The sequence below is a fragment of the Nocardia yunnanensis genome (assembly GCF_003626895.1).
Lineage (GTDB): Bacteria > Actinomycetota > Actinomycetes > Mycobacteriales > Mycobacteriaceae > Nocardia > Nocardia yunnanensis.
Map to the genome: position 1 here is coordinate 7,622,092 of NZ_CP032568.1, position 15,916 is coordinate 7,638,007.

Annotated in this window: 28 protein-coding genes; 24 read left to right on the forward strand and 4 right to left on the reverse strand. The window is 69.9% G+C overall.

The genetic code is table 11. From position 1 onward, the window contains the following. Positions 1 to 27 precede the first annotated feature (27 nt). The 18 genes from D7D52_RS35915 (at position 28) to D7D52_RS35995 (ending at position 9,197) form a co-directional block, all read left to right on the forward strand. Complete coding sequence (locus D7D52_RS35915; protein WP_120743410.1) at positions 28 to 1,353, forward strand: hypothetical protein; 1,326 nt, start codon at positions 28 to 30, stop codon at positions 1,351 to 1,353. 32 nt (positions 1,354 to 1,385) lie between these two features. Beyond that, positions 1,386 to 1,772, forward strand: a complete 387-nt coding sequence (locus D7D52_RS35920; RefSeq protein ID WP_120743411.1) for a hypothetical protein — start codon at positions 1,386 to 1,388, stop codon at positions 1,770 to 1,772. Continuing rightward, entirely contained in the window at positions 1,769 to 2,113 is a 345-nt protein-coding gene (locus D7D52_RS35925; RefSeq protein WP_120743412.1) for a hypothetical protein, read from the forward strand. The genes D7D52_RS35920 and D7D52_RS35925 overlap by 4 nt, the downstream gene beginning before the upstream one ends. After that, entirely contained in the window at positions 2,110 to 2,406 is a 297-nt protein-coding gene (locus D7D52_RS35930) for a YbaB/EbfC family nucleoid-associated protein (protein ID WP_120743413.1), read from the forward strand. The genes D7D52_RS35925 and D7D52_RS35930 overlap by 4 nt, the downstream gene beginning before the upstream one ends. Before the next feature lie 345 nt (positions 2,407 to 2,751). Continuing rightward, positions 2,752 to 3,081 carry a hypothetical protein gene (locus tag D7D52_RS35935; protein WP_120743414.1) on the forward strand — a complete coding sequence of 110 codons (330 nt, stop codon included), beginning with the start codon at positions 2,752 to 2,754 and terminating at the stop codon, positions 3,079 to 3,081. Positions 3,082 to 3,195: 114 nt separating this feature from the next. Further along, positions 3,196 to 3,429 (forward strand): hypothetical protein, encoded by a 234-nt coding sequence (locus tag D7D52_RS35940; protein WP_120743415.1) that lies wholly within the window; start codon positions 3,196 to 3,198, stop codon positions 3,427 to 3,429. Positions 3,430 to 3,476: 47 nt separating this feature from the next. Beyond that, the gene (locus D7D52_RS35945) at positions 3,477 to 3,998 is read left to right on the forward strand and encodes an NUDIX domain-containing protein (protein ID WP_120743416.1); all 522 of its coding nucleotides are present in this window, start codon (positions 3,477 to 3,479) and stop codon (positions 3,996 to 3,998) included. Positions 3,999 to 4,117: 119 nt separating this feature from the next. After that, the gene (locus D7D52_RS35950; RefSeq protein WP_120743417.1) at positions 4,118 to 4,357 is read left to right on the forward strand and encodes a hypothetical protein; all 240 of its coding nucleotides are present in this window, start codon (positions 4,118 to 4,120) and stop codon (positions 4,355 to 4,357) included. Between the two features lie 285 nt (positions 4,358 to 4,642). Then, on the forward strand, positions 4,643 to 4,765 hold the full coding sequence (locus tag D7D52_RS40080) for a hypothetical protein (protein WP_281279153.1): 123 nt from the start codon (positions 4,643 to 4,645) through the stop codon (positions 4,763 to 4,765). Between the two features lie 127 nt (positions 4,766 to 4,892). Continuing rightward, a complete protein-coding gene (locus D7D52_RS35955; RefSeq protein ID WP_120743418.1) occupies positions 4,893 to 5,117 on the forward strand; it encodes a hypothetical protein in 225 nt (74 codons plus the stop codon). 467 nt (positions 5,118 to 5,584) lie between these two features. Then, the gene (locus D7D52_RS35960) at positions 5,585 to 6,205 is read left to right on the forward strand and encodes a restriction endonuclease (protein WP_222932740.1); all 621 of its coding nucleotides are present in this window, start codon (positions 5,585 to 5,587) and stop codon (positions 6,203 to 6,205) included. Between the two features lie 191 nt (positions 6,206 to 6,396). Continuing rightward, positions 6,397 to 6,960 carry a hypothetical protein gene (locus D7D52_RS35965; RefSeq protein ID WP_120744715.1) on the forward strand — a complete coding sequence of 188 codons (564 nt, stop codon included), beginning with the start codon at positions 6,397 to 6,399 and terminating at the stop codon, positions 6,958 to 6,960. Between the two features lie 85 nt (positions 6,961 to 7,045). Further along, positions 7,046 to 7,270: a hypothetical protein gene (locus D7D52_RS35970; protein WP_120743420.1), complete on the forward strand. Its 225-nt coding sequence runs from the start codon at positions 7,046 to 7,048 to the stop codon at positions 7,268 to 7,270. 371 nt (positions 7,271 to 7,641) lie between these two features. Next, entirely contained in the window at positions 7,642 to 7,821 is a 180-nt protein-coding gene (locus D7D52_RS35975) for a hypothetical protein (protein ID WP_162958810.1), read from the forward strand. An 18-nt stretch (positions 7,822 to 7,839) separates the two neighbouring features. Beyond that, entirely contained in the window at positions 7,840 to 8,112 is a 273-nt protein-coding gene (locus D7D52_RS35980) for a hypothetical protein (RefSeq protein WP_120743422.1), read from the forward strand. Continuing rightward, positions 8,109 to 8,486, forward strand: coding sequence for a hypothetical protein (locus D7D52_RS35985; RefSeq protein WP_120743423.1), 378 nt, complete (start codon positions 8,109 to 8,111; stop codon positions 8,484 to 8,486). Before D7D52_RS35980 ends, D7D52_RS35985 begins: the two co-directional genes overlap by 4 nt. A 37-nt stretch (positions 8,487 to 8,523) precedes the next feature. Then, complete coding sequence (locus D7D52_RS35990) at positions 8,524 to 8,805, forward strand: hypothetical protein (RefSeq protein ID WP_120743424.1); 282 nt, start codon at positions 8,524 to 8,526, stop codon at positions 8,803 to 8,805. Next, positions 8,802 to 9,197 (forward strand): hypothetical protein, encoded by a 396-nt coding sequence (locus D7D52_RS35995; RefSeq protein ID WP_120743425.1) that lies wholly within the window; start codon positions 8,802 to 8,804, stop codon positions 9,195 to 9,197. Before D7D52_RS35990 ends, D7D52_RS35995 begins: the two co-directional genes overlap by 4 nt. A 154-nt stretch (positions 9,198 to 9,351) precedes the next feature. On the opposite strand, the gene D7D52_RS36000 is transcribed toward D7D52_RS35995, so the two are convergent. Genes D7D52_RS36000 through D7D52_RS36010 form a run of 4 tightly spaced genes read right to left on the reverse strand, consistent with a single transcriptional unit; the run spans position 9,352 to position 12,613 of the window. Continuing rightward, positions 9,352 to 11,280: a hypothetical protein gene (locus D7D52_RS36000; protein ID WP_120743426.1), complete on the reverse strand. Its 1,929-nt coding sequence runs from the start codon at positions 11,278 to 11,280 to the stop codon at positions 9,352 to 9,354. A 12-nt stretch (positions 11,281 to 11,292) separates the two neighbouring features. Continuing rightward, entirely contained in the window at positions 11,293 to 11,469 is a 177-nt protein-coding gene (locus tag D7D52_RS38380; RefSeq protein ID WP_162958811.1) for a hypothetical protein, read from the reverse strand. Further along, positions 11,469 to 11,873 (reverse strand): hypothetical protein, encoded by a 405-nt coding sequence (locus D7D52_RS36005; protein ID WP_162958812.1) that lies wholly within the window; start codon positions 11,871 to 11,873, stop codon positions 11,469 to 11,471. The genes D7D52_RS38380 and D7D52_RS36005 overlap by 1 nt, the downstream gene beginning before the upstream one ends. Beyond that, positions 11,870 to 12,613 (reverse strand): hypothetical protein, encoded by a 744-nt coding sequence (locus tag D7D52_RS36010; protein WP_162958813.1) that lies wholly within the window; start codon positions 12,611 to 12,613, stop codon positions 11,870 to 11,872. Before D7D52_RS36010 ends, D7D52_RS36005 begins: the two co-directional genes overlap by 4 nt. Before the next feature lie 145 nt (positions 12,614 to 12,758). On the opposite strand from D7D52_RS36010, the gene D7D52_RS36015 reads away from it, so the two are divergent. The 6 genes from D7D52_RS36015 (at position 12,759) to D7D52_RS36040 (ending at position 15,902) form a co-directional block, all read left to right on the forward strand. After that, complete coding sequence (locus D7D52_RS36015; RefSeq protein ID WP_120743429.1) at positions 12,759 to 13,301, forward strand: hypothetical protein; 543 nt, start codon at positions 12,759 to 12,761, stop codon at positions 13,299 to 13,301. Beyond that, positions 13,298 to 13,783, forward strand: a complete 486-nt coding sequence (locus D7D52_RS36020) for a hypothetical protein (protein ID WP_120743430.1) — start codon at positions 13,298 to 13,300, stop codon at positions 13,781 to 13,783. Before D7D52_RS36015 ends, D7D52_RS36020 begins: the two co-directional genes overlap by 4 nt. Further along, entirely contained in the window at positions 13,783 to 14,172 is a 390-nt protein-coding gene (locus D7D52_RS36025) for a hypothetical protein (RefSeq protein WP_120743431.1), read from the forward strand. The genes D7D52_RS36020 and D7D52_RS36025 overlap by 1 nt, the downstream gene beginning before the upstream one ends. A gap of 101 nt (positions 14,173 to 14,273) precedes the next feature. Further along, entirely contained in the window at positions 14,274 to 14,702 is a 429-nt protein-coding gene (locus D7D52_RS36030) for a hypothetical protein (RefSeq protein ID WP_120743432.1), read from the forward strand. Continuing rightward, complete coding sequence (locus tag D7D52_RS36035; RefSeq protein WP_120743433.1) at positions 14,699 to 15,370, forward strand: hypothetical protein; 672 nt, start codon at positions 14,699 to 14,701, stop codon at positions 15,368 to 15,370. The genes D7D52_RS36030 and D7D52_RS36035 overlap by 4 nt, the downstream gene beginning before the upstream one ends. An 82-nt stretch (positions 15,371 to 15,452) precedes the next feature. Beyond that, positions 15,453 to 15,902 (forward strand): hypothetical protein, encoded by a 450-nt coding sequence (locus D7D52_RS36040; RefSeq protein WP_120743434.1) that lies wholly within the window; start codon positions 15,453 to 15,455, stop codon positions 15,900 to 15,902. The last annotated feature ends 14 nt before the right edge of the window (positions 15,903 to 15,916 follow it).

Below are 15,916 nucleotides of genomic sequence, written 5' to 3' on the forward strand. Positions count from 1 at the left end.
CGGCCCGAAACGACAGGGGGACAACGCATGCAGACCAGAACCCAGGACGGGGACACCGTCTATCCCACGGAGGAGCCCGCGCTGGTCACGGCCCTGGTCGCGCCGCTGCTCAAGCTCCGCGCCGGCCTGGGCGACGGCACCCGCCCCGACGACACCGCCCTGTCGGCCCTGTCGGCGGTGCCCGTCACCGTCCGCGCCGCCGACGACACCCACCAGGGCGGATACGTCACGCTGGCGGGCACCGACACCGCCAAAAAAGCCCAGCCCGTGATCAAGAAGACCGGCACCGAGGTGGCCGCCCTGGCCGACGTGGGCGACAACCTCGCGCCCCTGCTGACCAGCGCCTACACCGTGCGCGACAAGGCCGCGGGCGACCTGGACACCCTGATCAGCGATTTCCGAAGTCAGGCCACGCCACTGGTGAAAGCCGCACGCTCACAAGCGGATCTGGACGGGGTCGTCTCCCTGGCCGCCGATTACACCCAGTCCGGGGTGGACGTGGTGAAAGCGGCCTCGGGGCAGATGGACCAGTACACAGGCAAGGTGTCCGATATCGCCGACACCCAGCCCCAGGTCACCGTGCCCGACAGCGGCGGCGGCAACCAGCAGCAGCCCGGGAACAGCAACTACCCCAACCCCGCCAACACCAACACCGGCGGCGGAAACACCCAGTACCCGAACAGCAGCTACTACGGCAACAACAGCAACTACGGGAACAACAGCGGCTGGAACAGCGGCAACAACTGGAACAGCGGAAACAACTCCTACAGCGGCGGCTCGGACTACACGAATTCGAAACTGGCAGAGACCGATCCGACGCTGGCGGCCCAGCTCACGATCCAGTCCGCCGCGCTCTCGGCCGGGGTCACCCTCGGTAGTGGCTTGATCTCGCTGGCGGGCACCCTCGGCTCGGCCCTGATCACCTCCGGCGCGCAGGTGATCACCACCGGCATCGAAAAAGGCGAGACCTACGCGGAAAAGGCCCTGGCCGCCAACACTTCCCAGACCGGCGGCGGCACGACCCCGGGCACCGCCGCGCCCGGCAACACCACCCCGGGCACCACGACACCGCCGACGGGCAACTCGCTGACTCCCGGCCTGGCCGATCCGGGCCCCACCACCCCGGCCGCCGACACCGGCGGTGCCAAACCCGCGCCCGCGGCCACCGTGCCCAACCCCCAGATCCAGACCGGCGGAGGTGGAACGACCCCGCAGAACCAGCCGCAGGCGGGCGTCCCCGACACCAGCGGCGGCGGTGCCCCGGCGGTGATCCCGCCCGGGGTGCAGGCCAAACCTCAGCCCGACAACGACAAGACGACAAAGCGCGACGGCCAGGGCGGAGTCACCGCCTGAACAACCGCCGCGGGCGAGAGAGGACAACACCCATGTCCGACCTGTTCGGTGGCCTGCCAGCATTCGCCGGCGGTGCCACGCCCGACCCCGAACCCCCGGCGCCCACCCCCGGCCTCGGGCCCGTGGTCCCGCCCACCCTGGCCGAGGACTACGAGGAGCCCTGGACCCGGGGCGATATCCGCGCCCCGGCCGATATGCCGCTCGCGCGGCCCGGCCAGGCCACCACCTTGTGGGGCGCACCCGAGCGCGCCGCCGCCTTGTGGGGGCCGATCGAGGCCGCCGATCCGGTGATCGGGGCCGACGACACCGCGCTCGGCACCGCGCGCATCGAAACCCACACCACCGAATTCGAGATCGAAATGCATTCCACCAGCGAGCATTCGACATCGCTCACCTTCACGATCAAGGCCCGCCCATGACCGAACCAGCGCGGCAGGTGGTCACCGCCACCAGCACCAACGCCGCCCGCTCCATCACCGTGACCTGCACCGATGCGGGTGCGATCACCGAACTACATTTCGAGCCCGCGGTGTACGGCCACGGCGCGCGCTCTCTGGCCGCGGAGATCCTGCGCCTGTCCCAGCGCTCCACGCTGCTGGCCAAGGCCCGCCGCCGCCAGCTGCTGGCCGACGCCGGACTGGCCCCGGTGCTGCTGGACCGCCTCGGATTGCCCTTTCCTGAAGCCGTGGACGCGCAATTGGCGGCCCTGGAGGACCAGGGGACCCCCGAGGCCCCGAGAGGCTGGGTGCGGGCGATATGAACCACGACATGGACGCCCTCATCGCCGACGTGGGCGAACAGCTCGAAGCGCTGGTGCTCGCCGCCGACGGGCTGGGCAAGGTGGCCGGCCACGCCGCCAGCGCCGACCGCGCGATCACCGCGGCCGTGGCCGGGGACGGCACCCTGACCGGGCTGGAGCTGGCCGAATCGGTCACCGCCTACCCGCCGCAGCAGGTCGCGGACGCCATCCTGGCCACCATCGCGGCCGCCACCGCCGACGCCGCCCGCCAGCGCGCGGCCCTGCTGGCCCGCCTGAGTGAGTCCCTCACCTGAAAAGGCGAGCCCAGCAGGAGATTTCGGCGAATCCGGCCGGTTTGTCATTCCAGGACAAATCCGCACCGGACCCCGCCGCACCCTGAATGTCATCACCCGATGCCGGGTGAAACGCACGAGGTGGCCACCGGCCTGTGGGACACCAGCGGGCGCGCCGACAGGCGACGCGGCGACGCACCCGCACACCCGGCATCGGGTGATTTCGTGCGCCCAGCACCCGAAATAGCCCCTCATTTCCGTGCACAAAACGAGAAGTCCCCTCCCCTGACCTGCGGGTTTACGTCGACCGATCCACCGTAAAACTTCTTATAGCGCAAATGAAGTTTTGTGGTGTAGGGTAGGGACATGACCAACACGGAGACCCTCCCCCCGATCGACCCGCAGATCACCGACGCCGCGGACGCGATGCTCACCAACGCCGTCGCGGTCGGCTCCGCCGGCGACCTGACCGCCATGCTCGACCGCGTCGACGACGTGATCGCGGCGGCCACCGCCCTGCGCGAGGCCCTCAGCATCGAGACCCAGGGCGGGGCGGGCGCGGCCGAGGACGGATACCTCCCCGCCGACCGCCCCGGCGTCATCGCCACCATCCGCGGCCACCTGACCCGCATCGTGGCCGACCGCCTGACCTGGCGCGACAACGACGGCCACATGCACATGCTCTACGCCCGCTAGAACCCTGCGGGACAACCGAACCGGCCAGTTCGACCCTGGCCGGTTCCCGAGTCCCCGACCGGCATCCGCACCGAGCGCCACCCGTAATCCCCAGCACCACAGGAGAATCCCGTCATGACCGACACCGACCCCTCGGCCCAGAGTCCTGAAACCGTGCACGGCTTCCACGACGGGGAACGGGTGCGCGACCGCCGGGACGGCTCCACCAGCCACGTGCGCTTCCTGAGCCTGACCCCCACCGAGCGCGCCACCGGCGAATACGCCGAGGCCGAAATCGTTTTCGACGCCCTGGCCTGCCGCTTCGAACTCGACGAGCACACCGCGCCGCACCTGGACCGTCTCACCTGACCCTGCCGACTCGAACCGACTCACCAACCCAGAGAACGGAATTCGCCATGAGACAACCCGCTTACCTGACCGCCGACGTGGTGCTGCTGGCCGGAACCGACACCGACCTGCACGTCCTGCTGATCGAACGCGGCAAGCAACCCTTCACCGGCCGCCTGGCGCTGCCCGGCGGGCACGTGGAAGCCGATGAGTTCGCCGTCGACGCCGCCGTCCGCGAGCTGGGCGAGGAAACCGGAATCCCCCTGGCCGCGGGCGACCTCACCGAAATCGGGACCTACTCGGCCCCGGGCCGCGATCCCCGCGGCCGCTACGTCTCCATCGGGTTCTGCGCCCGCATCCCCGCCCCGATCGCCCCGACCGCTGGCGACGACGCCGCCACCGCGGCCTGGTACCCGGTCGCGCAGGTCTACGAGCAGCACGACCGGTGGGCCTTCGACCACCGGGTGATCCTCGCCGACGCCCTGGCCCACCTGTACCGCCAGCGCACCGGCGGCATCACCACCACCACGGTCGTCTCGGGTACCGCGACCGTCGGCAAGGTCATCGGCACGCAGTTCGGCCGCGCCTGACCACCTCTCGTGATCTGGCCGTGCACCGCCTCCGGCCTGCGGAAACTGTCGGTGCCCGGTGCCAGAATCGCAAGCGAAGTTTCACCAATAGAACCGAAATGATCACGGAGGCAACAGAAATGGACATTTCCACCATCGACGGCACGGGCACGCAGCCGACCGTCGAAGACCTGGCGGGCATCGTGCACGCGGCCATCGACACCGCCCTGCGGGCGCTCGAAGAGGTCACCCCGCATGTGGACGCCCTGGAAGCCCACCCGGACGAGCCGAGCGTCTACGAGATCCGCGAGGGCCTGCACAAGGCCACCGAGGCACTGACCGATGCCGCCGGTTACGCCGACAAGGGCTATCGGGAGTGACATTCCCCGACCCGAAGGCCGGACGCGCTCGCCGCGTCCGGCCTTCGGCGTTTCGTGCCCGCCCCGGCTGCCCGAGAGTGATCATCGAGACCATGACCAGTCGCGGCGAACGTCCCCGCCTGACGACCACGACCATGCGGGGCTGCTTCGAGGACAAAAGCGCGGAAAAGGTCCTGGATGCCCTTCTGGGCGGTCAGGGATGGTTCACCCCCGACCCGAAGTACCCCGGCGTGTGGTTCGGTCGTCTATGCGCCTCCTGGGCGCACGAACGACGGCGTCGAGCGCATGTTCTGTTGCGATCGGCCCGCCGACCACCCGGCCACCGAGCCGCACCGCCAGGTCGTCGACCTCGACGAGGGCCGCACCATCGAATGGGCCGACCCGCCAGCGACGGCTGGGCCCGCGTGATGCACGGCCTCCACCTGCGATGACCTCGCGCACATGGCGCGTTCTCGATGGCGTCGGTGTCGGCTCCTACGCTTAAGCTCGCCAGCCGAAAACCGGACAGCAATCACATCGCTACTGGAGGCACGGCATGACACCGCAAGAGCTCGAAACCACTCTGAACACCTACGACGAGACCGCCGCCCTGCTGCGCACGCTGGGGCAGGAAACCGCGGCCGCAAACGTGGAGGAACTACGCGAGGCGTACGAGGAAGCCCTCGACCTGGGACAGCAGTACGCAGGCGAGATCCACCGCCTCCACACCACGCTCGAGGAAATCGAGCGCATCACCACCCCCATCCCCGCCACGAAGTAGGCAGATCTCCCGATCAGGTAGAGACCCTGGGCGGACGCGGGGCCGCAAACACGGCACTGAGCTGCGGATATGTGCAGCCGAGGGGCGTCGGTCTTGACCAGACCCCCGACCCGATGCCCCACCAGACCCCCGACCTGACCACCGAACCGACTCGCCCCCGCCGCGAGTCACTTCCTCCCGGCGAAATAGCAGTTGTTCCCTGAACAGGGGGAACCCTGGGCATGCGGTTGCCAGCAAAGGCGGCCGCAACCTGCCGATGCTTCGGGGCGCGGGTGTTGCGCCTTAATCGCAACACCGATCGTGCAGCCGATCGCAACACGGAATGCAACACGGAATGCGCTCGGCCCCCTTGCCCTTTCGCTTGCCCTGCCTGCCCTTGGCGAGGGTGCAATATGTGTCACCCCCTGCCCGTGATCGCTTGCCCCTGCTGCCCTTCGCCGTGGGCACCCGCAGGGCAGGATCGAACGATGGCGCGACGGCGGGGGCGGGGACGCTCGGGTGAGGCGGCGGCCGGCGCCGCAGCGATGACGATGCTGGCGGGTGTGGTCGTGGCCGTGCGGGTGCGCCCGTTCCTGGCCGCGCACAGCGCGCTGTGTATCGGTGTCGGGGCGGGTGTGGTGGTGGCGGGCGCGGGCTGGGTGTGGTGGCGGTTTCGCGCGGCCCGGCGGGAGCGGGCCCGAGCGCTGGCCGCGCTGGGGCATGCCTCGCTCACGCCTCGCCAGTTCGAGGTGGCGCTGGCGGGCCTGCTGGAGCGCGACGGATGTTCGAGGGTGCGGGTGAGCGGGGGCAGCGGGGACCTGGGGGCCGACGTGGTGGCCCGCTGCCCCGACCGCCGCAAGATCGTGGTGCAGGCCAAACGCTATGACCCCACCCGCGCGGTGGGCAGCGAAGACGTGCAGAAATTCGGGGGGACCGCCTTCGTGGTGCACCACGCGGACGTGGCGGTCCTGATCACCACCGCCGCCCGGTTCACCCCGGCTGCCCGCGGCTATGCCCGCACCGCCGGAATCCGGCTGATGCCCGCGGCCGCGCTGGCGGCCTGGCACACCGGCACCGGGCCCGCGCCCTGGGACCTCCCCCGCCCCTGACCCCCCGCGCAGGCATCCCCCACCCGCTCGCTCACCACCCCGCGCGGAAGTCCGACACACCTTTTCCACCCTGCCGTTTAGCAGCGTGCATTTCGTCCGCCGGAAAATGTCCGAATCTCCGTCACACCTTTTGCACACTTCCGTTTCAGGCCCTGAATTTCGTCCGCCGGAAAATCGGTAGGGTGGGCTCCGTGGCCGACCCGACCGCGCCGAAACGGTGCCTGCGCTGCAACATGCCGATCGCTCAGAAACGCCGCGGCCGCCCGCGGCGCTGGTGCTCGGAATCGTGCCGCCGCCGCGCGCCCGAGGAAGGCATCGAGGTGCGTGAGGTGATCGTCGAACGCACCGTGATCCGCCCGCCGGAACCGGTCTCGGTGTCGCGGCAGATCGCACGAATTCTCGATGATCCCGACGCCACCGAGCAGCTGCTGCGCACCCTGGCGCACCGCTGGCGGCACCGCGACCCCGCCGCCGATCCCGCCGCGCACGCCCGGCTGGCCCCGACCGTGCTCGATATCTGGCAGGCATTCCACGCCCCCGCCGACCCCGCCGCCGCGAAGAATCCGCCGCCGAAGGTGCCCACCGCGGCCGCCGAACAACGCGCCGCGGTGGCCCGGGTGCTGGCCTCTCCCCGCTCGATTCGCGAGGTGCTCATGCGTGTGCGCGAGATGCTCGACGCCGGCCAGCTGCGCGGCGGAAACGCCGAACCGGTCCACAACGGCCTGGCCTATCTGATGCGCCCCGGCCGATCCTGAACAACCACCGAATCCGCCTGGAATCGGCGTGCAAGATATCGAAGAACCCCGGGGTTTTCGCCCGGGGCCGAGCAGGGGGACCGCTGTGCGCATCGTGGATTCGTGGGACATCGTGGCCGCCGCCGATTGGCGGCGCTCGTGGGTCAGCTTCTGCAAGAACGAGGAGCACCGCCTCACCGCCCGCGAGATGGATCGGGCGCTGTGGGCCACGAACTGCGAATGGCGCAAGCGCACGCTGCTGGGCAACGACTGCGAAGACCAGGAATGGCGAATCCGGTACCTGCGCGACGCGCGGGCCAGCCTGAACTGAGCGCCGCAAGATATCGCAAAAGTGGCCAGTTTTGCCCTGCCCCGGCCCCAGTCCCGGGTGGGGTAGGGCCTGGGGTGCAGGGTGAGGACGACCCACCTCACCGGGCCCTCGCCCGCGCTACCTCACCCGCTACCCCACCCGACAGGGTGATGACCAACCTGATGACCAGGGCGGCGACCAGCAAGATAGTTGGGTCATCACCCTGGTCATCAGGCCATTCGCGCGCTGGTCATCGGGCTGGTCATCACCTGGAATCGGCGCGGGCCTGCCTCGACGCCCACCGCCCGGAATCGTGTCCGCGCAGGCCCGGAAAACGCTGACTACTCGCGCTCTGCGGTGTGTCCGGGAAAGGAGTGGCGAAGGATGAGGGCATGGCAACCAGGGAAGTCGTGCTGAGGTTGGATTCGGTGGCGTTGTCGCTGGCGGAGGCGGCGGCGCAGCGGTCGCAGACCTCGGTGGACGAGGTGATCTCGGGATGCTTGAACCGGCATCTGATCGGCGACTACGCGCCCGGCAGCGACCTGAATTCACCCCGCCCAAAGGTGCGATGAAAGGTACGATATCCGGGTATGAGCACCCGAAAGGTCTCCCTGACCCTGCCCGAGGAACTACTCACCCGCGCCGAGAACGCCGTCGCCCGCGGTGAGGCCCGCTCGGTGTCGGCCTACATCGCCGCGGCCGCCGGATCCGGGGAAGCCCGCACCAGCACCGCCGAAGTCCTCGCACGCTGGAGCAGCGAGCACGGCGCGGGCACCCCCGAGGAGCGTGCCGAGGCCGAGCGGCGCGTGCGTGCGCTGTTCGACCGTACCGACGCCCGCCTGCGCGGCCCTGGCGCCGCGTGAGGCCCAACGCTCCCGGGACCATCCTGGACGCCTCCGCCCTGCTGGCGCTGCCCCGCAGCATCTACGCCCGCACCCTGGTCGACATCTCGATCCGCGAAGGCCGGCCCCTGGTCATTCCCGCCGCCAGCCTCTACGCCGCCGCCCTGGCTGGGGCCGACCCGGACGAATTCGACACCCTCGACTACACCGTGACCGCGCTGAGCCAGACCGCGATCCCGGGCATGCTGGCCATCGCCCGCACCGCCACCGGACCCATCGACTGGGACCTGTGCCAAGTCGCCTGGGAAGCCACCACCACCGGATATCCCGTGCTCACCGACAACCCCGGGCCCTACGCCTATCTGTCGGTCCCGATCGATCTCGAACTCATCTGAGCCCGCCGACCGGCCGCCAGGGGCAGACTTGGCGGTCATGGCCGTGATGAAGTCCGTGACCATCGAATTGCCCGCCCACTTTCACGATGTCGCCCGCGAGGTGGCCGAATCCGAAGGCTCGAGCCTGCAGGCGTGGTGCGCGAAGGCCCTGCAAGGCCACCTGCTGGGCCTGGCGGCCGCGGCCGAGGCCGACTGGGAACGCGAACACCCCGCCGAGCGTGCGGCGTTCTACGCCGAGCGGGAAGCCGAGCACGAGGCCATGTACGCCCAGCTGGCCGCCGAAGACCAGCCTCGGCACGACGAAGGCGGCCAGGCATGAACCCCCGCCCCGGCCCGATGGTGCTGGCGGTGGTGGGCGTGATGGTGGTGGCCTCTGCGGTGGTGTCGGCGCTGATCATCGGCCCGCTGCACACCGCGATGCGATTACCGCCGCTGATGGCGTGGCTGACCTGGGCCATCCCGGCGTCCATGCAGGTGGCGATAGGGCTGTGCGCCTACGAGCGCGCGGGCACCTGGGATCTGGGCATGTACCGGGCGACCCGCCAAGGCTTCCACCACGTGGCCGTGATCCTGGCCGTGCTGGCGGTCTGCGCGGTCAGTGAGCGTCCCGGCGGATTCGACCCGGCCGCCGCCGCGGTCGCGGTGGTGCTGTGCGCCACGGGCCCGGTACTGCTGGCGGGCATCTTCTTCCCCCGCCGACACCTGGCCTGAAAGCCGTCCCCGCTGCACGCACACACCTTTTGCACCCTGCCCACGAACCGGGACTATCTGCGGAAAAGTGACCGAGCCCGGGTGTTTGAATAGACGAAGGGACCAGGAGCGTAGGCAGCTCCTGGTCCCTTCGTGTTGGTGCTGGCCCGGTGGGCTAGCTGCGCGGCTGGTCGAACTTGGCGAACGGGTTCGGCCGCTTCAGGGTGCGCATGCTGGTCGCGTGCTTTTCGATGTCGTACTCGGCCAGCATCTTGTCCATCATGGCCGGATCCGACGACACACGGGCGGCCCGCATCGCACGCCGTACCCGCGTGGTGCGCAGGAACGCGAACGGGGCGGCATTGAGCTTGGCGGCCCGCTGCGCGGCCCGGTCCCGGGACCGCTGGGCGGCATCGCGGTCGTCGTTGCCCAGGCCCAACCGCGACAGGAACCGCTCGCGGAGTTCGGACCCGATCTTGGCCAGGGTGCCGCGCTGGCTGCTGTTGGCCTGGCGCTCGGTGCTCAGTGCCAGGTGCAGCATGAGCATGGCCAGCCCCGGCCCGGCCGCGATGCGGGCGGTACCCAGCAGCGGCCCGGCATTGATCCAGGCGCCCACCGCCGCGATGCACATCAGCACCCACAGCGCCGTCTTCACGAACGGGATCGGCTCTTCCTTGCGCCGGCGGATCGACATGCCCATGTGATAGGCGCACGCCACGAAACTGATTTCGAGCCCGGCGAACATGGCCACCAGCTCGACCGGGTTGCTGACCCCGAGGGTGTCGGAGAACAACCGCCACGAGGTATCGAGGCTGGTGATCATCGCGACCGCCGAGGCCAGATAGAACCCGAACTCACCCGCGGGAGCCTTGCGCTTGCTCGTCCCCTCGCCCGTCCCCACGGCGTCCCCCTCCTCGGGTGTCCCCGGCTCCGGGGACACCCACGCCTGGGTGGGGACGGTCGGGGACGCGGCAGTGGGGACACCGTGGCGAGCGTCCCCACCCCGCAGGGACGCGTCCCCATTTGTGTCATGGACTGTATCGGGGACGGGGACGGTGGAGGTGGGGACGCCGGACCAGCCGTCCACCCAGTCGTCCCCGTCCCCCATGGGGACACTTGAGTGAACTGAAGTCAGACCGTCCCCGATGTCGGGGACGGTCGGGGACGTGGGGACGGTGTCCCCCTCGGTTCCGGCGTACCCGGTGGGGACGCTCGCCCCGGTGTCCCCCTCCGGGACAGGGGACACGGGGACGGTCGGGGACGCGTCCCCGTGCGGGTGTCCCCAACCCTGGAACCGGTCCCGCGAGGGTGCGGGCGTGGGGACGATGGTGCGCCCGTTGCCGTTGGTGGTGCTCAGCACCGAAGCCAGCTCGGTGTCGAAGCTCTCGGCCACCTCCGCGGGCACCCGAGGAAGATCCGCAGTGCGCGGATCGCGGTGCCCGTTGCTGGTCGCGCCCTGATCCATCCGGCCCTCCTCGGTCTCGGTGATCTCCTCGGCAAGCTGTCCGCCCTGGTCGGCGGGGGTGGGGACGGTGTCCCCAGGCAGATCGGGGACGGTGTCCCCCCGTCCTGGGGACGCGTCCCCACGGTGGTCGGAATCGAGTTCGGCCAGCCGTTCGTCGGTCATCACCGGAAACTCTCCGGTGCTGGTGATGCCGTGCTCGTTCTTGTAGGCGGTGACCTCCGGGGACACCTTGCTGCGCGTCACCTCGATGTCGTAGCCCGCCAGCCAGTCGGCCACCTCCGCAGGCTTGGGCGCGCGGGTCGCGGTGCCCAGCACGCGCACGGCGTATTGGATCTTGGCCTTCTTGGTCTTGGCCGGATCGGTCAGGAACTCGCGGTGCGGGTCGGTGGGGACGGTCGGGGACGTGGGGACGGTGTCCCCTCCGGTGGTGGGGACGGTCGTGGGGACGGTGTCCCCGATCGGGGACGCGGGGGTGGGGACGGTCGGGGACGCGTCCCCATTCTGGGAGGGGACGGTGTCCCGGTCGGGGACGCGTCCCCACGGGGCAGTGGGGACACCGCGCAGGGTGTCCCCGTTCTCGGTGGGGACGGTCGGGTTATCGGGCGGTGCGTCCGCCTCATGCTCGCGGGCCATGGTCATGGTCGCCTTCCTTCACCATTCGTCGATGTACTCGGCCCCGCACGCACCGCAGGTCCAAATCTCGCCGCACTTCTGTTCCAGGTCGTCGGTCAGGTCGTCGGTGCGCTGCATCCCGTCGGGCGCGCCGCATTCGGTGCAGTCCATCACCGCGGCCGGATCGGCGGTGGGTATCCGCCGGTACTCGCCCATCACAGAACCCGCTTGCGAGGGGCACGCGCCTTCTTCGCGGGCGCGGGCGCAACCGCCTCGGCCTCGAACTCCTCGCCCGGGTGCTCGCCCGCTTCGGCGGCCTCGGCCGCGATCTGGGCCTTGACGGAGGCGATGATGTCGGCGGGCCACGGGGCCATCCCGTTGCGGGCCCGGCACATCTGCACGATCTCCCCGAGCATCGTGTTACCGCGCAGCGCGGCCCCGGCCTTGGTGGCCCGGTGCACCGATTCGGGGAACTCCAGCGACAGCTTCTTGACCGGTTCCTCCCGCACCGCCGGTTTGGTCGCGGTCGCATCGGCCCAATCGTCGCCCGTGTCGGCGTGCTTGCGGGTGGACGCGATCTCCAGGTCCTTGCGGTCCTTGCGGGCAGCGGGTGCCATCATTTGTTCTCTCCTGCCACAGTCAGCAATTCGGTTGTCAGGGCCAGCACCTCGGCCGCGGCCGCGCCGCGCGGGGCGTACTCGGTGACGGTCAGCCCATAAGCGGGGGCCTGCACGTAGTCCTGGCGGTCATGGATCACGGTCTTCAGCAACGGGAGCGGAGCCTCGGCCAGCCGCGCCCGCGCCGCCCGCACGATCTTGGGCACCTGCCGCTGGTCGCTGCTGGCCTCGCGGGTGCTGACCCGGTTGAGCAGGATCACCGTGCGCGTGCGCGCCCTCGGGGCGGCCCCGGCGAAAGTCCACGCCTCCTCCAGTACCTGCATCAAGTCGTCCCCGGCCCACAGGTCCCACGGGCTGGGGGTGACCGGGGCAACCACCACCCCGTGGTCGTCAGCGATGGCCGCCAGGATCGCGGAGCGCGTGATCCGGATACGGCCGTCCGGAATCGTCATCGGCCGCCCGGTTCCGGCGGGCGCGTCGATCACCAGGTCGTCCATCGGCCCGTCGGGGCCGGCCAGCAGGCGCGGCAGGTCCTTGTGAATCGTGGGCTCGATGTGGTCGACCACATCGAACAGCGGCGCTTCGCTGCGTTGGGCGGCCCACTCGGCCGCCGACCCTTGAGGGTCGGCATTCACCAGCCGCACCCGCCGCTTGCGCGACGACGGGCGGGGCGACACCGGCCGCTGCGCCAAAGCGCCGGCCACGTTCACCGCGTTCGTGGTCTTGCCCGAGCTCTTACCCACGAAAACCAGGATCACCGTAAACCCACCTCCTCTCCAGATACTGGTTAACAGTCATTCCATGAATCAACATCTTACCCCATGAATGAAGTTTATGGCGTAGCATGGGTGCAGAGCGACACAAGCCCGACCCGCAGGGGGAAACATCATGAGCGACAACACATTTCACGCCCAGGCCGCAGGACTCGCCGAGGTGACCCTGAGAATCCGGGGCCGAGGACCCGGCGATTCGGTCCTCGTCATCGCCGACCCGGCCGCCGATCACGCCACCGTCACCCTGCGCCCGGTCCAGCCCGGCGACCTGGTCGCCCAGGCCCAGATCGACGCCGCCGAAGTCAGCGGCCACGGCACCCGGTTGCAGGTCGTCATCCCCAAACCCACCACCCCGGCCGCCCGCATCACCGAATCCGGTGGCGTGTCCATCACCGCGGGCACCGTGATCGCCGCGAATATCGGCGGCCAGAACAACACCGGCACCGTCAACTTCAACCTGCGCCCGCCCCGCGGCAACGGCGTGTTCGCCGTGGTGACCGTGCCGCTGCGCCCCGAGGGCCCGTCCACGGTCAACGTCGTGGCCGACGAAGCGCCCGTGACCGTGCGCGGCACGGTCGCAGGAGTATTCGACACCGCCGGAATCGTCCGCCTCGAATGGGACACCACCAGCCAGCAGAACTTCGGTGGTGCGCGATGAGCGAGGCCCAGCGCGAAGCGCACCGCCAGGCCGCCCTGGCCGAGGACGACATCGTGGTGCGATCGGCGCGCAGCTGGCTGTGGCTCTACGCCGACGAGCGCGAATCAGCGGCCGACCGGACCCCCGACGAACTGACCACCGACGACGTGCACCACCTCAGCACCGAGGCCGTCATCGACAACCTCGCCAAGCGCTGGGCCGACCAGGGCGGACTATCGGCCTTCCTCGACGAATGCGCCGAGGAGATCCGCGACGGCCGCATCATGGCCGCCGCACGGAGCTGGCTCTACATCCACAGCGAGGACGAAACCCTCCTCGACGAACTGGGCTTCGACGACGTGGACGCCCTCGACGACGACGAGATCACCCAGGCCATGCACATCTGCTACCCCGGCGGGCTGACCGCATTCACGGCCAAACGCTTCCCCGAAACCGCCGGCGGTGCCCGCCCCGAACCCGCCCGCACCCGAGGAGACATCTGATGCCCAACCCGGCCACCCCCACCGATCCGGCGCTCATCGCCAGGGATCACTCCCTGCTCATGTGGTGCGACGACCACCCGGCCTGCCAGTACTGCACCGAGACCGGCGAGGGCGAATGCCTCGAAATCGCCAGCGAGAACGACAAGCTCATCAGCGGCGAATGCCGCTGCGGCAAGTGGAGCGCCCGCGGTGACCTGCTCGACGTCGAAGGCTGGTTCAACACCCACCTGCGCCACATCGCACGCAACTCCCCCCCAGGCCGCCATCACCCTTGCGCGTCGAGGCGGCCCCCAGATGAGCGAGACCCGAAACCAGATTCTCGAACCCTGCCTGATGTGCGAATGCTGGTGCGGCCGATGCGAATGCGCACGCCACGACTGGGCGGGTGACCTGCCCGCCGAAGTCTCCCTGGCGCACTGCTGCCACTGCGGGGACCTGCTGCCCGGCGACGACGAATGCCACTGCACCACCAACGAACAAGAGCCCACCCATGCCTGACCACACCGACACCCCCGGCCTGTCCTACGCCTTCGCCTACTGGCAGCAGCTGCGTGGCGCGCCCGAATGGGTGCGCACCCCCACCGTGGAGATCTGGCGCGCCACCGACGACGGCGAAACGGTGTGGGCGTTCTCCCTGGCCCAGCTGCCCGCCCCGCGCGGCGGGATACGTCGCATCTCGGGCACCCCGCCCTGGGCCCAAGACGGTCCGGGCCTGCACCTGTCGATATTCACCGAAGGACTTGCGGCGCTGGCCGATCCGGATTTCGCCTGGTTCTTCACCGCGCTGGCGGCCGAACATGCCCCCACCACCCTCGACGAGGTCGCCGCGTTGCTGACCGCCCACGGCGCCACCGACGACACCGAACACATGCGGGCCGCCCAGGGCCTGCTGCCCACACCCGAAGAGGCCAGACGATGACCGAGACCAATGCCGAGACCGTCGATTTCGTGGTCCTGCACCCCGACGGCCAGCTGACCCGCCACACCCGCGAATCCACCCCGCTGAACACCGCCATCCGTGGCCACGTCGTACGCCCTCACCCGGACGCCAGCCTCGGCACCCAAGGCATGGGCCGCTTGCGGGCCTGGTACGACGACGAATTCGCCGGATCCGAGCCCGGCATCTTCGGCGGCGGACTGCCGCCGCTGCCGCCCAACCCGCTGGCCGATCGTGTGCTGCGCGGCATCGGCTACAAGCAGCCGCCCGGTTTCTGGCGCGGCACGGTGGCGCTGAGCATGGAGGAAAGGCCCTACGGCGGAGGCACCGACCCGCTGACCGCCGAGGCCCTGGCCACCCTCGAAGACCTGGCCACCCCGGCCGACAGCGACCCGCTCGCCGTCCTCAGACGCCACGTGCCCGAGCTGCTGACCGCGCTGCGCTACAAGCACACCGTCCTCATCGACGACCGCGAGGTCCATGAGTACGAACACCTGCGCACCCACCGCCTGATCAGCCTCGAAGCCAGCGGGCAAGCCTGGTGGATCGCGACCCGCGAGGACGGGCTCACCCTCGCCCGCCCCTGGGACCTGGACGAGGCCAAGGCGTTCGTCCAGGAATTCGACGACCCGAGCGACCAGCGGGCCTGAGCGACACCCGCCCAGACCCACCGGAACCGCCCCTGAATCAGCCGTAGAGCCCGAAACCCCTTGAACTGATTGGAGAACCCGCATGACCGCCCGCGATGCGAAGCTGACCCACCTGGCCGAACTGTGGCCCGAGTACAGCGAGCACACCCCCGAGGACCTGGCCGTCATCTCCCAGGCAATCGGCTACCTGTGGCGCGTGCTCGGCCACGCCCTGGGTGAGCCCGCCCTCACCGACCCCGAGAATCTCCGCGCCATCTTCATGCCCCTGGTCGACGCCGAATCCGACGCCGCCACGGCCTGGGACCAGGCCGCGGGCATGTTCCACCTCTACAGCGAGCGCGGCACCACCAAACTCGACCATCTCGCGGTCAACCCCGGCGAAGAGAACACCGCCGCCGTGGCCGAGGCCGCCGACCGGGCCGCCCGCCTGGCCACCTTCGCCGCCTCCGCCTCACTCGGCGCCCATGTCCAGATGTACGAGGCCCTCGACCAGGTCGTGGGCCTGTCACTGCGCCCGGCCAAGGCCGAATAGGCCGCAACCCACCC